General features: G+C 36.0%; 10 protein-coding genes and 1 pseudogene. 5 read left to right on the top strand and 6 right to left on the bottom strand.

The annotated features are described in order from the left end of the window. Positions 1 to 35 precede the first annotated feature (35 nt). Positions 36 to 1085, top strand: a pseudogene (locus IPO27_10530) (hypothetical protein). 259 nt (positions 1086 to 1344) lie between these two features. Here IPO27_10530 and IPO27_10525 read toward each other — a convergent pair. The 3 genes from IPO27_10525 to IPO27_10515 form a co-directional block, all read right to left on the bottom strand. Continuing rightward, positions 1345 to 1731, bottom strand: a complete 387-nt coding sequence (locus tag IPO27_10525) for a hypothetical protein (GenBank protein MBK8846946.1) — start codon at positions 1729 to 1731, stop codon at positions 1345 to 1347. 200 nt (positions 1732 to 1931) lie between these two features. Continuing rightward, on the bottom strand, positions 1932 to 2690 hold the full coding sequence (locus IPO27_10520) for a uroporphyrinogen-III synthase (GenBank protein ID MBK8846945.1): 759 nt from the start codon (positions 2688 to 2690) through the stop codon (positions 1932 to 1934). 54 nt (positions 2691 to 2744) lie between these two features. Further along, on the bottom strand, positions 2745 to 3650 hold the full coding sequence (locus tag IPO27_10515; protein MBK8846944.1) for a DUF4271 domain-containing protein: 906 nt from the start codon (positions 3648 to 3650) through the stop codon (positions 2745 to 2747). A 174-nt stretch (positions 3651 to 3824) separates the two neighbouring features. Between IPO27_10515 and IPO27_10510 the strand changes: the two genes are divergently transcribed. From IPO27_10510 to IPO27_10495, 4 genes are all read left to right on the top strand, one after another. Next, complete coding sequence (locus tag IPO27_10510; GenBank protein ID MBK8846943.1) at positions 3825 to 4982, top strand: NAD(P)-binding domain-containing protein; 1158 nt, start codon at positions 3825 to 3827, stop codon at positions 4980 to 4982. A gap of 78 nt (positions 4983 to 5060) precedes the next feature. Continuing rightward, a complete protein-coding gene (locus IPO27_10505; protein ID MBK8846942.1) occupies positions 5061 to 5480 on the top strand; it encodes a hypothetical protein in 420 nt (139 codons plus the stop codon). Between the two features lie 415 nt (positions 5481 to 5895). Then, entirely contained in the window at positions 5896 to 6486 is a 591-nt protein-coding gene (locus tag IPO27_10500) for an OmpH family outer membrane protein (protein ID MBK8846941.1), read from the top strand. A gap of 58 nt (positions 6487 to 6544) precedes the next feature. Then, a complete protein-coding gene (locus IPO27_10495; protein ID MBK8846940.1) occupies positions 6545 to 7051 on the top strand; it encodes an OmpH family outer membrane protein in 507 nt (168 codons plus the stop codon). A gap of 305 nt (positions 7052 to 7356) precedes the next feature. On the opposite strand, the gene IPO27_10490 is transcribed toward IPO27_10495, so the two are convergent. The 3 genes from IPO27_10490 to IPO27_10480 all read right to left on the bottom strand — a co-directional run bounded on the left by IPO27_10490 (position 7357) and on the right by IPO27_10480 (position 14284). Beyond that, positions 7357 to 8757, bottom strand: a complete 1401-nt coding sequence (locus IPO27_10490) for a hypothetical protein (GenBank protein MBK8846939.1) — start codon at positions 8755 to 8757, stop codon at positions 7357 to 7359. Between the two features lie 164 nt (positions 8758 to 8921). Next, positions 8922 to 9602: a T9SS type A sorting domain-containing protein gene (locus IPO27_10485; GenBank protein MBK8846938.1), complete on the bottom strand. Its 681-nt coding sequence runs from the start codon at positions 9600 to 9602 to the stop codon at positions 8922 to 8924. A gap of 14 nt (positions 9603 to 9616) precedes the next feature. Beyond that, entirely contained in the window at positions 9617 to 14284 is a 4668-nt protein-coding gene (locus tag IPO27_10480; protein MBK8846937.1) for a hypothetical protein, read from the bottom strand. Between the last annotated feature and the right edge of the window lie 389 nt (positions 14285 to 14673).

Below are 14673 nucleotides of genomic sequence, written 5' to 3'. Positions count from 1 at the left end.
ATAACGTATATAGTTACCGATACAATCTATAAATTATGCAAATAGAAATTTCAAAGAAAAAACCGTTCTATCCTATACACACACCGCTACGAAAGTTCCTTAAACATTTTGGCCGCGATATTCAGTTGCATATTTCATATGATGATTTACTGCGTTTTGATAATGCATTCCCAATTTACGATCGAAATCAAAAAGATACCCTTTGGCAATCTGTGTTATATCCACAAAGTGATTATGAACAATTAAATGCCGCCCTGCGCGAAATTTATGCATTGCTTAAAACTGGTGGCGAAATTACCGAGCATCTTACTGTTGAGCGCATCGATTATTGTACCTTCGGCAATAGCAAGCCTTTCAGAATTCGGATAGTAAATCGATATAACGACAACCACGATTATTATTACATAAAGCGAGCTGATGCTTCGCGGGTATATGGGCTTGAGTTGGAGCATATACTCTCGCCAAACCGCATCAGCTACCTGGTGCATAAGGATACATTAATAGAAGAACACATAGCCGGAATACCCGGTGATATGTTTATTGAAAAATATTTGCACTCCAAGGAGACCAACCCAATTCGCCTTGCCAAAGAATTTGTAAAGTTTAATGAGCGTTGTTTTCTGCGCCTGCTTGGAGATATGCGCGCATACAATTATGTGGTGGATATAACCCCCGATTTCGAAGATGTTCATTATCGTATACGAGCCATCGATTTTGACCAACAAAGTTATGAAGGAAAATACAGGGTGTACCTGCCACAGTTTTTTAAAGAAAATAATCCGATGGTTGAGTTGTGCCTGAAACACCTCAATAGTCAAACGGTGCACCAATATCAATTGGAAGAACAAGTACTTATGTCTCGCAGAATAAAGGCAACCAAATACATGACCAAAGAATTGTTGGATACCATGCGTACCGATGAAATATCGGATGCCGAAAAAGTATATCAACTTAAAAACTAGCTTGCCGAGTATTACACCAATCCGGTATTCTTAAAAGCACACACGATGGGCGATCTGGTAAAGACAAGCCTGAAAGAAATGATTCGAAAAAACATACCACATTTTAAAAAGGCAATTTTTTAATGTCTTATTAAGATTTATATTTTGAATTTTATTACGTGCGATTTTTTTTATTAGCAAGTCATGGTTTGTAGCCCATATAAGCACACTGCGGTCCAAACAATAGCCATTTGGCATTTGAGCCCAACGGGTGGGATGGATAAAAATGAGCTTCGGAAGATTTGTCATAAGAAAACAACTAGCTAAATATCTAAGCAAGCTATAAATTGATTCAAAAAAAAGCCGGACATATGAGCCCGGCTTCTTGTATTTATTTGGCAACTTAATTTACAATTGAAGAATAAAATCCTTGAAACTCAGATTTGAGGTTTGCAAAATTATTTTCAAAATCAGAAAGTTTATTTTGCTCCACATCATGCAGGCTATTTATTCCTATTCCGGTTTTATCTTTTGCATTGGCTTGTATATACTCAATCTCGTTTTCGTATTGTTTGCAATCGTGTCTTAGAATATCGAGGGATTCGCGTTGTATGATAAATTGATTTTGAAAATGCTCTACGTGTCGTAATGTGTCAGTGTCCGCCTTTCGTTTTATGATCGAGGCAAGCTGATCTTCAAGGGTTTTAATTTCTTCAATGTGCTTGCTAATGGATGCTTGCCAAGCCTTTTGCTCGGCATGCAACTCTGTGAGTTCGTCTTGTGTGCTCATAGTTTTTAAATTGTTTAAGAAGTTTGACTTGAGGGAACCGAATGAATGATGATAGGATAAAACATCATTTTCTAATTTGAAAACAATTATAGATAATAATTTTTTACTAGCAAGAAAAAATACCAAAAACTACGTGAGCGGAAGATTGTTGTAAGGCAATCGTAAAAAAGTAATCGTAAAAATAAAGGGAATAAGAGCCGTTACTTATTGGCTTTCTTAATATACTGCTCAATAGCCATAGTCATACTTGGTGCTTCGGGCACTGGGGCTTTCACATCCAATTTTAATCCAGCATCTACAACCGATTGCGAAGTTGTGGTACCAAAGGCTGCTATGCGAGTATCCTTTTGTTTAAATTTTGGAAAATTTTTAAACAAGGATGTAACTCCCGATGGACTGAAAAATACGATCATATCATAATTCACATTCGCCAAATCGCTCAGGTCACTGCACACGGTGCGGTAGATAACCGCTTTGGTATATGCAATATCATTATCAGCCAGCACTTCGGTTATTTCTTGCTTATGAACATCGCTGCAGGGCACTAGAAACTTTTCGGTTTTGTGCTTCTTTATTACATCCATCAGGTCATAGATGGTTTGTTTTCCAAAAAATATCCTGCGTTTACGGTATTGAATGAATTTTTGAAGGTAATAAGCGGTTGCTTCTGATATGCAGAAGTATTTAAACTTCTCAATATCATCAATTCTCATTTCAGTGCACATGCGGAAAAAATGATCGGCTGCATGCTTACTCGTAAGCACGATAGCTGTATGGTCATTTATACTCACTTTTTGGGTACGAAACTCACGCGCTTCAATGCCTTCCACATGTATAAAAGGACGAAAGTCAATCTTCAGGTTGTACTTTTTAGCAAGATCAAAATAAGGGCTCTTGTCTCCTTCAGGTTTGGGCTGTGTTACAAGAATAGTTTTAACTTTATTAGTGGCCACGTATATGTTACTTCAATAAATATTATGTTCTTAATTTCAATACCCGGCTGCATACATGCGCTAAATGATGGCGGCCAATTTCGCTATAATAAGCAAAGGGGCAATTTCGAGGGCGCAAAGATATAAAATTAAATAATACAAGCGAAAGTCGGGCTGCCCCAACCATATCATTATGGCTTTTACGGTTCGGTAAATAAACATGCCAATAGCGGCCACTACCGCTGCAGACAAAAAGTAGTGGATATAATTATAGTTGACATATGAGATGCATATTAGCAATGGCAACAGTAACAGCCCCAGAATAATGTTAACCAAAAACAGATTAAAGATATAGGCCGATACCGGGCGGTCAATACCAAATAGGATGCCCAGCGTTTTTACAAAAAACATTTTTACTGAATAAGCACAACCTACCATTACTGCAATAAAGCTGAACTTGATAAAACCCTTGCCCATCCACGATGGCTTGTAGTCGTAGTATTCGGCCACGCGATATAAAAACAGTGCCAATACCAGGTAGGAAATAATATTGAGAACAACGGCAGCACGTTGGGCCAAAAAGTTTTCTTCGCGTACCACCTGATTGGCTGCCGTTGTGTTATAAAATGCTTTTATTAAATGATCAAATATTTTAGCATAGTACACCTTTACAATGGTTATGAAAAATACGATGAGTAGCAACGTTATGGTGTACCAATCGGGAGTAGGCTCTTTGCGTGTTCGGGTATAAAACGATTTGCTTTGTAAATGGTGTGAAGTTATCAGCTGCTCATAACTTGTGGTAACTAGGGTATCTTTTACTGTGGTTGCAATGGGGGCAATTACTGTTACGCTGGTATCGGTATCAACCGCAGCCACAATTACCTTAGCTGGTGCGGGTTTGGTGCTATCTACCGATATTGATTTTTTTACAACAGGTGCTGCCTGTATGCTACTATCGCTATTTATGGTGTCTTGTTGCTGCATGTTGACGCATGCAAAATTAATTTTCCATTACAATTACATTTCGTAATTGTAATTAATATGTTAACAAAAATTTTTATGCATCACTCAAAAAGGTATCAACGTAAATACATCATTAAATAATGGAGTATGCATATGTGATGGCAAAACATTTTCTTTGCTGCAAACTAATCAGAAATGAATATAGCAATAATTGGAAGCGGAACAATGGGGAGCGGGATAGCTCAGCTAGCAGCGCAGGCAGGTTGTAACGTGCTCGTAATGGATAGCAACCAAAGCGCCTTAACAAGGGCTGTGCAAAACCTGGATTCAACATTAACCAGGCTCCAGGAAAAAAATAAAATATCTGCTGAAGAGAAAATGTTGATACAAGAGAGAATTTCCTGGTCATCATCTATAGATTCGATAGCTGATAGTCAACTTGTGATAGAAGCCATTATAGAGGATCTTAATATTAAAAAGGAGTTATTCATTAGCCTCGGCAATGTCGTAAGTCAGGATTGTGTGCTCGCCAGCAATACAAGTTCCTTATCTATTACCCAATTAGGGGCTTCGGTAGTTAATCCTTCACGGTTTATGGGAATTCACTTTTTTAACCCTGCCCCGCTGATGCCGTTGGTAGAATGCATACCTTCTATCGAAACAGATTTAGATTTATTTAATAAAACGTGTGATGAAATAACACGATGGAAAAAGGTAGTGGTAAAGGCTAAAGATACACCCGGCTTTATTGTTAACCGCCTTGCACGATTGTATTATGGAGAGTCTATCAGGCAATATGAAGAAGGCATTGCCAATTTTGAAACCATTGATGCAGCAATGAAATCCGTGGGTTTCAAGATGGGGCCTTTTGAGCTAATGGATATGATTGGTAATGACGTGAATTATGCGGTTACTGAATTAGTGTGGCAACAACTATTTTTCGATACCCGTTTTACGCCTTCGCAAACGCAAAAACAACTTAGCATGGCGGGATATTTTGGCCGTAAAACAAAACGTGGATATTATGATTATCGGCAAGGCGAACCAACTGTAAACATCAATGAGAATAAAGACGTACAACATGCTATAAGTATGCGCACCCTTGTGATGCTGGTAAATCAGGCAACCGAAGCGTTGCAATTGCAACTTGCTACCTCGCGGGATATTGAAATTGCCATGACCAAAGGTGTTAACTACCCAAAAGGGCTTTTACAGTGGGGCAACGACCTCGGACTGGATTATTGTGTTGCGATGCTTGATAATTTATATAACACCTATCACGAAGACCGTTATCGCTGTTGCACACTTATACGCCACCTGGCGGCATCAGGTCAACAGTTTATTATTTCATAATCGTAATGTTAAATAATATCTATATATGCTATGGATTGATTATTTAGTTTATTTTTACACACCTAAACCAAATATGTTATGAAAAAAATTTTATCTATCCTTATAGCCTCAGTGGTAATGCTAACTGCTTGCCAAAAGGAACATGAACCTAAAATTGAAAACATTACGATTGATGTTGTCTTAAAACAAAACCATCAATACACGTATACTATCAATCATAATGATGATGAGTATAGTAGCCCGTATATTAGCCAAGACACGCAGCACGATGCCATCACAGCGCTCACGCCTAATGATAAAAATACAGCTTCTGTATTTAGTTACACTCCAGCCAATGATTATGTTGGGCCCGATCAGGTTATTATTACATTATCTGAAGAAAAAGAAGAACATGGATGTGGCATAAAGCCCGGCCGCACACCCAGGCCTCATCATCATCATCATGATGATGATGAAAGTGTAAAAAACTACATCTTCAATTTTACGATTGTACAGTAAGCAATCAGAGAATATATGAAACCTGCCAATTGGCAGGTTTTTTTTGCCATTTTTTCTAAAAAAATACAATAACTATTCCGATGAAGCGTAAGTGCTACGCCACTTTATTATAAGGGTGTTTAGGGCTGTTTTTAAATGTTGTAAGCCATCGCCAAAATCGGGCTTTTAGCGTTAATCATTTGAAATAGGTACAGCCTTCATAGTACATTGGGTGTTGACCTTGGTAATAGAATAATTTTAAATTGGCTAATTCTCTATTTTAACAAAATGGTGTATATTCGCCATCCCAAATTTTGATCCATTGGTTAACTAAAAATTTAACTTACCTTTCATGCATTGTTCAGCATGATTAATGTGAACAGCACGGTATTTGAAAATGTAGTTAGTATTGCTAAAAAAATAAATCAAAACGAAAATGAAAAAAAAGTTCATCACATTAATGATAGTAGCCGCAGCGGGATTATCATTTACTGCAAATGCACAAAAATTTGCTTACATCGATACCGAGTATATACTCGAAAACATTCCGGAGTATAAGGCCGCGCAACAGCAGCTTGACCAAATTTCGGCCAACTGGCAAAAGGAAATTGAGGCTAAATATGCAGTTATAGATAAATTATATAAAGACTTTCAGGCCGAGCAGATTTTGCTTACCGATGAAATGCGTAAAAAGCGCGAATCAGAAATTGTTGAAAAGGATAAAGAGGTAAAAGAAATACAAAAGCAAAAATTTGGATATCAAGGCGAGCTGTTTAAGAAGAAGCAAGAATTGGTAAAGCCAATTCAGGATAAAATTTATAATGCAGTAAAGAAACTAAGTACCGACCAAAGTATTGCCGTTATGTTCGATAAGTCGAGCGACCTAACTATATTATATTCAAATCCTAAATATGATAAAAGTGATGAGGTGCTCGCAGCATTAGGATTTAAGTCGGGAGGAAAAAGTGCCTCGGGAGGAGAAAAAAGTCCTGGTACAGGCGGTGGTGCCGATGCCCCCCGCAAGTAATACTTAATGCGTGTAAGTCTTTCTAAAATTTTATATCAAAACAATAGTTACCTAAATTATGAAAAAATTAATTCTCTTCTGTGCCTTGGTTGTGGCACAATTAACCACAGTGCAAGCACAGACTATCAAGTTGGGCCACATCAACTCTAACCAGTTATTGTCGGCCATGCCCGAAACTAAAAAAGCAGATTCGGTGTTGACCAAATTTGGACAATCGTTGCAATCGCAGTTGGAAATGATGACCAACGAATATCAAAGTAAAGCTAAAGACCTTGATGAAAAGCAGGCAAGCATGATAGAGGCAGTGCGCGATGCCAAAATCAAAGAACTGAATGATTTGGAAACACGCATTCGCGAGTTTCAGCAAAGTGCTCAGGACAATGCCAGCAAAAAGAAAGAAGAAATATATGCCCCGATAATTAAAGCCGCTGAAGATGCAATAAAGTCGGTAGCAAAAGAAAAGGGCTACACGTATATTTTTGATAGTGGTGTTGGTGTGCTGCTTTATTCTAATGAAAGCGATGATATATTACCAATGGTAAAAGAGAAGTTGAAGTTGAAATAAACTTAAACATTTATAAACAAGAAAACGCTCGCAGTATTGCGAGCGTTTTTATTTTGGTGCTAATTGAAATGGAGTTATTTTTTTTGACTTATGTGCAATGAAGTTTTAGTTGCCGGTCTTCTTTGCATTGGCAACCACATAACTTGTAATCAATAACTTTTTGCTTTGGTTGGTGTTGACACAATGTGCCTTTAATTTAGTTTTCGGGTCGATCATTTTGTACCAATTTTGTGGTGTTTATACTTTGTTAACTATAACCATATACTAAGTTAGTTAATTTTAAAATATTTTATCCGAGAGTTTTCTTACTGTAAGATAATTATTTTTCCATTTGCTTGTATAGAGTTTTTACTTGCAGTGGCCCGCCAAAAATAAATTCCATTGGGCAATTGCTCTGTATGCACCAACAAATTTTTAAATGTGCCATATAAATTTCTGCGTAGTACTTCATTAGCATAACTATCATACAACACAAAAAGTAAATTCTCGTTTGTGGGAATATCGTAACGGATATTGAACATGCTGCTTGCCGGATTGGGCGAGAGCCTCACCCCTAACCCCTCTCCAACTGGAGAAGGGAAGGCCAACCCCAGCGTATCGCAAGGGCTACCTACCCATGCGCCTAAATCATAGTTGGGGAAAATTGGAACAGTACTATTGCCCCAGGCTAAAGGAAAACTATTTTGGACCACATTACATCCTATACCTTGTACATCAGGCTGATCAATATAGTGAAGCGTATAATTGCCGCCCCATGTGCCAATATAAATTTTATTGTCTGGAGCTAATTGCGCGGTAAAAAAATAAGTTGGATAAGGATTATAACTGCTATCCCACTCGGCCACCAACGTTTGTGTTGCTGCAATGTTGGTTGCCTGTAAATCAAATTGAAATATTTTTGTCATAAGCAAAACATATAGAAATTTATTATTCGGTGAAATGGCAACACCTGATGCTACTAATTCCCAATCCATGTTTGGATTTGGGAAAGAAATATAAGTACTATCGTAAAACATGCCTGTACACCTGTCAAATTTGAAAATATTTAGTTTGTTATCATTCATTACCTGTGTATAAATACTGCCATCAGGAGAAAAAACTGCTCCACCTCCCGTATCAAAAAATGCAGGCTCACCTATATTTTGAGAATAAGATCCAGATATTGAATCATTTGTTATAAGATATTTATAGTAAAGGTTAGAGAAGTATCTCGGAGCTATAAGCCACCAATCACGTCCATTGCCATGTCGAACAGCTGTTAAAAATCCTTTTGTCAATGTATCTTGAATCAATGGTTTCGTTTTATTATTTAAATCCATTGCACCTCTTCCATTATCTTCATTCATATTAATAATAGAATATCTTAATTCGAGCGGTTGTACATGATATTGGCCATAAACAATAAACTCTTCTCCGCTTTCATGAAATAGGTAATACAAGCTATCATTACCAGGTTTTGGTATTACAAGTGCACCCTGACAATAAGCTAATTTTTCACAATTAATAGTACTGGCAAAACCAGGGTTAAATCCCTTACTATTTAATAATGTGTCGTCATTTGCATTAAATATATTAACACCGTTTGTATAAAATAATAAATTTCCCAATGTATCACAAATACTGGTACTCGTAATAAATGTACCATGTACCCTCATGAATGAAGCAGTATCTACAACCCCGGAATTAAAATCCAAATAAGTTTTCATTACTGGTATATTACTGCAATATCCAGCACTTATCATCCATATATTTGTTCTGTTTTGGGCAGAAGCTGTGTTAGAAATATTGATGCACAGGAAAAACGTACAGCAAAATAATAATTTAAAGAGGCTTGCAAATATTTGCAAGCCCCAATTTTTTGTTACGGTCATTATTTAATCTTGGTTAATTTTAATGATTTAATATGTCGATTACCCTCATAAATTATTATTGTATAAACTCCGTTATTTAAATAGCTGATATCAACCTGTTTTCTAAATGTATTTAATTCCAAACTGCCTGACATTACCTTCTTGCCAAAACAATCAAAAAATTCAAATTGCGGATTAACAAGATTGGGCGAATTATAAAAAATAGTTATGGATTCGGATGAAGGATTGGGCGACAGACTTAAAGCTAATTCTTCAATAAATTCTTCATTACTTATTTGCCTGAAATACTGGCCATCATTGCATAATACATCATCATTAAATATGGTGCTTGCATTGTAACTCCAAACAATAGCCCGTGCCTGAAATACCGCCTTTCCGCCTTTGAATGCACATTGCCATGCAATATTTTCTAAAATTGCTTTTTCCGATAAGTCTAAATTTTCAAAATTTATTCGGCCTCTATGATTATTTAATATTGAATTTACTTGCTTGGTATTTTCTTCAAAAATAAAATTTGATACAACTGATTCGTTTAATAATTGAGCTTGAGTAAAATATTCATCCGGATTATTAGAGCCTACCATTTGATTTATCAAATCACTTACTTCATTAAAAATTCCTACAGGATTATTTTTATTACTATTATAAAACTGGGCAATAATAACGCTGCTATCTTTCAAGTTCGGATTTTGTTCTATTTGTTCATAAATATTGCCTTTTGGCTTTCGGTAATTGCTTGTTGTTGTTGATTTTGTTGACTGCCGGTGGCATTTAAAGCCGCAATATCATCTTCCATTTCATCTTCATCGTTATCATGTAGTTGCAAATTTTGGCAATTTAGTTGACAGGTATAACTAGAAGCAGGATCTCCTGTTGGTAAAAATGGACTACCTGTGCCAAACAAAGTATATGGTGCTGGTGGTACTAAATTGCTTGCACCTGGCGACTGATAAATAAATTTATAAGGGACTCCAATTCCCTGAGGTATGCCTGCAAAAGAATTTATGCTATGGAGGGAAGAAAGACCAAAAGGTCCGATAAAAATATTTCCACGGGTTTCGGTATTATTTGTAATTAATCCTTGATCTCCAATAACTCCACTTACATATCCCATACCTTGTGCAAATTCCTCTCCTAACGTTAACCCTCTTTCGTGTTCACGCAAGGTATTTGATCTAATATCTGCATAATTACAATCGGCCAAAAACTTTAATCCCCATTGCGTTAAGTCTGTTGTATTACATTCTAACAATCCATCGGGTGTAAATGCAAATTGTATTGAACTTTTATTAATTGCATCGGTGGTAGTAGTTCCTTTTACAAGATTGCAATTAATAATTGGACCGTTGCAATTTTCTAACTTAACACCAAATACATCAGTTGGTGCGCTTACATGATTAAGATTAATTCGATTTTCTGCAATGGTTAAATATGGCACATTGGACGCATATATTGCGTTATCAGCTTTGCTTAATATGCCTGTTGTATTGGTATTGCCATGTATATCACCATTATTTGCTATTCTATATGTTGAAGAATGATCTATTGCAGCAGGTGACGTTATTCTAATTGCTGATGAAGCAACTGTGGTATTTGAAGGATAACATTTGATATAATTATTATTGATAGATATTTGACCGTCATAATTATTATAGGCAGAAATGCACATTCCTTTATCTTCATTGATAATTACGTTTTCAGTAATATTAACAGTGTTAGCTTCGGAATCGAAAATATTTATTCCCTCAACAATATCAATCACTGAAATAGGTTGAGTAAAATTGAGAATGGAATTATTCTTTATTGTAGCGCTTTGCGAAATTAATGTGATAGCATTTCTGCAATTTTCAAATAGGTTAGAGAAAGGCACATTTCCATCACCAATTTCAATGTTGTAAGGAACAGGATTTGGCCAAGTTACTAAATCATATCCATACTTTGGTCGGTTATTGCAGAAAATTGCCGATCCTATTGAGCCATTGACAGGGTTACGATTAAACGATTTGAAAATATTTTTTCTAATTTTAATGCCATCCACAAATTCAGAATAAATTCCATAATCACAGTTAAAATTTCCTAATGTTCCAAAGGTGTTTTCGGCTGTAAGATTTGAACCAATTTCCAATTTTTGACAGTTAGATAAGTAAATATGAGCAAAACTACGGTCAGTTGTGTGTGGATATTTTAATACCTGGTTAGTTACAAAATTAGATGAATGAATTATTCCCTTTGTTTGTGCCCCATTAGGTTCATAATCTCCGTTCTCATAAATAAGAGAGATGTAATTATTTTGAAATTGAGAACCTTCAACTAAAGTACCTCCATGCATTTTTGTACGAACTGCAAATTCAGCTTCTTGTAAGGTTGAAACTCCTCCAGGTCCTTGCTTATTTGTAATATTTACTTTGCCTCCATTGTTAATTATACCCTTCCACATATCTGAACATCCTGTAAATAGGGTACGGTCTATATTTAAAATACCACCTTTATTTACGGTAATGCTAACCCCACCTCCTAATTTTAACCTTGACGGATTGCCAGCTGCATTTACCTCAAAGTTAATAATTACCCCATCATTAATAACAACATTTTCGTTTAATACTGACAGCTTACTGATAAAGCCGCCATTTGTATTAAAATCAGCTTGTGTTAATGGCGTCTCCGAAGCATCCACACAGCAATCGGTAAATATTTCGGCAGTTGCTGTAACGGTTTTGCCATCTGCATCTGTAACCGTTACTGTATATGTGCCGTGTGGCAGCCCTGTAGCGGTTTGTGTTAATTGCACAGGAACTGTATTCCACGTATATGTATAGGGTGATACTCCATTTATGCCATTGGCTGTTGCATTGCCAACTGTACCTTGGCATGGCACATCATTAGTTGTTATAAATGCACTATATGTTTGATACATCATTTCGCCCATGCCCCTGAGCGAAATTAGTATTTGAGGCACATCAATAGTGCTGCCATTGGTATTAATATAATTGATTTTACGATTTGGGATATTACCTGTTATCTCCTTCCAATCTGTATTTATAGCACCTGTATTATCATAAGTGCCAGCATATAAGTGTGATTTTTCATAAATTCCATTTGGCTTTACTGTTGCTACATATATTTTATTAGCTGATGGATCTATTCCAAAACTACTCACCCCAATATCGCGCTGCGCACCGTTAAGGTTTTGAAAAACTCCAGTTAGGTTTGGTATAACAGGGCTTTCTGACCAAGTATTGTTGTCAATAACAAATACATTATCATTAACATTGTTGTTATTTGTATTCGTGCCAACAAGGATAAAATAATTACTCGTTGTTGGTTCATAGTTTGCAAGTTTTATACAAACTTGATTTGAAATTAATGCACTTCCATTAGGTGCCCAGCTTGTTATGCTTCCTGTAAACCTATGCACACCTTGATTTTGCCCATTGCCAATAACAACCAATTCCCCATTAGGCAAAACTATTGCATCAGTTATGTCGCGATTATTTCCTGTGAAACTTGAAAACGAAATAACATCCCAAGTTGCAGCTATTTCATTAAAGTAAAATAATAGCGTTTCTTCTCCGCTTCCAATATCAGTTTTAGCTAAAATATATTTATCATTATTTGTACCAAATAATAGTTTTAATACATCACCACAAATATTGGGACCCATAATTTCAATTTTATTTGATGTAGTATTTAATATGTAAACCCCACCCTGTCCTTTTGAATTTCCAAAACCTTGATTTAGCCCAAAATATAAATCTCTGTCATTAGCATCTTTGTCATTATTAATAATAAAAGTGCAGTCTGATATAGCTTTATCATCATCACACGATACATGGGGTATTGATGTTGACCTAACTACCGAAATACAATGATCTCCCTTATTTTTATTTTCACTAATATCTAATTTTGCAAACGTATTGCCATGGTCATCTGATACTGCTAAATATCGGTCAAAATCCCCAAGCCAAATTCTGCCGGGCGTATATAAATCGCGATGAACTGCTTTTGATAATACATTAACAAAGCCATTATTTGAACTTGTATTAAACCAATTATAACATTGACTGCCACTTACATCATTCTTAGCATATATCTGTTGCCAGAGTACATTAGGTAAATTTTGTCCATTTCCAAAATGACTGCAATACAAGCTTCCTGATTTGCCAATAAAAATATTTTTTGTTTCTGTGGCTACAACACTATTTCTATTTGCAGATGGCAATGAATTCACCCATCCAATTTCATTGGGTTCATTTGTATTACAATCTAATGACACCCAATATCCATTAGGCTGAATGGGGCTAACAGTTGTCGCATCACAATAAAAAACGCCAGTAAAATATTTTTTATTACTCAATTCTATATCTGGAATACGCGTAACTAATAAAAATCCTGTAGTAATAGTTTGTGCGGAATTACTTAAAGGAATAACCTTTACAAAATCAGACAATAAATCCTTTGAATAACTAGTAGTTACGGTAGATTTATCAATTTCCTTAAGTGTATAATCATTGCTTTCCAAACTCGTCCAAGCTGATGTTGCCCTATTAAAAAGGAATGGGCCACTTTCATATATTGTGACAATTGCAAAATTCGGATCATCTGTAAGTACTATATCAGAAACTTTATAAGGTGCCGTCACACCAGAAGGAGGAGCAATAGGATTGCTGCTGCATGAATGGGACTGAGTAAATTCATTGGCATCGTAATTAAATTTTTGAAGCCCCCATTCTGTACCCACCAAATATGAATCATCTGTATAGGTATTACCATTAGTACCCTCATCTACAACAACACAATATACATCTCTTGTACCGATAGGAGCAGCTGAATTGAAATTAATATAGCCTATAGGCACCACAACACTATTATTAGATATTGTAGAAAGATAAAAATCTGCAGCACCTGCGTCTTTTTGATTGCCAGTTTTATCATCAATACGAGTATCCCCAGTGCTATAATACAATGCAAACTCATTGGGTAGTCCTGTTAGCGAATTGGTACTTATGTAAATATCGCTTACCATAATATTTTTGTCAAACAATACTTCACTCATCGAATTATTTGTTTTGTTTAAAAGTTCAATTCCATTTTCGTATCCAACAAATAACGAAGTAGCGAATGTTGTTGTAGCCTTATTATATAATTTATTTACAGTATTCATTATTCTGTGATTGCTTATATATTGATAATTGTAACTATAGGCTTTATCCATTTTGCTTTTATCAATATTAGTTGCTTTCCATACACCGGCTACATCAGAAGCTACATATAAATCAAAAGTGACTCCTTTGTCATCATAATTTAATGCCCTTACTTGCCCGCCCCCACCAAGTCCTAGCTGCTTCCAAGTTTGTGCTCGCAAATTTTGACAAGAAAAAATTAATAGAAAAATAATTAGTAATTTAAGCGGTCGTTTTGTTGCCTGTTGCCTGTTGCCTGTTGCCTGTTGGCTGTTGTCCGTTGCTCATATCTCCCGATACCATGCAACTCATTTTAAATGTTGAACTCATTTGTTTTGTTTTAGGAAAATTAACTAAAATAAGAACCTTGTTGTTTGCAAACTGTAAAAGTAAAAGTATAGAAAGGAAATGTTAATAGGCAAATAAACTTATGAACAGGAAACCTGTATGCACTGGAAGGATAAACTAATTTCTTAGCCCCACCCTGCCTGCAAGCACCTGTCTGCCACCAGGTAGTGGCAGGTAGCAACGGCATCCTTTTTTTACCTTATTCATACAAACACACGAAAAA

The organism is Bacteroidota bacterium, from assembly GCA_016714535.1.
GTDB lineage: Bacteria > Bacteroidota > Bacteroidia > AKYH767-A > OLB10 > JADKFV01.
This window is presented reverse-complemented; position numbering and strand designations above follow the sequence as displayed.

Bases quoted from the DNA above. Each gene is read 5' to 3' on its own strand.
- IPO27_10525 (MBK8846946.1), bottom strand. From the start codon at position 1,731: ATGAGCACACAAGACGAACTCACAGAGTTGCATGCCGAGCAAAAGGCT.
- IPO27_10515 (MBK8846944.1), bottom strand. From the start codon at position 3,650: ATGCAGCAACAAGACACCATAAATAGCGATAGTAGCATACAGGCAGCA.
- IPO27_10510 (MBK8846943.1), top strand. From the start codon at position 3,825: ATGAATATAGCAATAATTGGAAGCGGAACAATGGGGAGCGGGATAGCT.
- IPO27_10505 (MBK8846942.1), top strand. From the start codon at position 5,061: ATGAAAAAAATTTTATCTATCCTTATAGCCTCAGTGGTAATGCTAACT.
- IPO27_10500 (MBK8846941.1), top strand. From the start codon at position 5,896: ATGAAAAAAAAGTTCATCACATTAATGATAGTAGCCGCAGCGGGATTA.
- IPO27_10495 (MBK8846940.1), top strand. From the start codon at position 6,545: ATGAAAAAATTAATTCTCTTCTGTGCCTTGGTTGTGGCACAATTAACC.
- IPO27_10490 (MBK8846939.1), bottom strand. From the start codon at position 8,757: ATGAAAACTTATTTGGATTTTAATTCCGGGGTTGTAGATACTGCTTCA.